The organism is Robertmurraya korlensis, from assembly GCF_023715225.1.
GTDB lineage: Bacteria > Bacillota > Bacilli > Bacillales > Cytobacillaceae > Robertmurraya_A.
Map to the genome: position 1 here is coordinate 1 of NZ_JAMBNS010000113.1, position 446 is coordinate 446.

At 41.5% G+C, this 446-nt stretch carries 1 protein-coding gene; it reads left to right on the forward strand.

Annotated features, from left to right (window positions below; translation table 11 throughout):
* On the forward strand, positions 1–297 hold a 297-nt coding region (locus M3175_RS26030), incomplete at its 5' end, for a 30S ribosomal protein S4 (protein ID WP_503328636.1).
* Positions 298–446: the final 149 nt, after the last annotated feature.

The window sequence follows — 446 nt, forward strand, 5'->3', positions numbered from 1 at the left end:
CGCCAATTAGTTAGCCATCGTGCTATTCTAGTAAAAAAAGCGGGTCGTGATGAGTTTGTTCGTGTGAACATTCCTTCAATCCAATTGCAAGATGGTGATGTAATTGCCGTACACGAAAAAGCCAAAGAACAATTACGTATCAAAAACGCAATTGAATTGGCGGGTCAACGTGGTACACCCGTATGGTTGGAAGTGGATCATAGCAAATTGCAAGGTACTTTTAAACAAGCGCCAGAGCGTGCTGATTTACCAACCGAAATCAACGAAAGCTTAATCGTTGAGTTGTACTCTAAATAATTAATTTTACTATAAAGTCGAGGTGACAAATGATGCTAAATGCTACTGAGTTTCTTACACCGAATGCCATTCATGTGGACACGGTCAATGAAACACACGCCAAAGTCACGCTCGAACCGTTAGAACGAGGTTTTGGGCATACCTTAGGT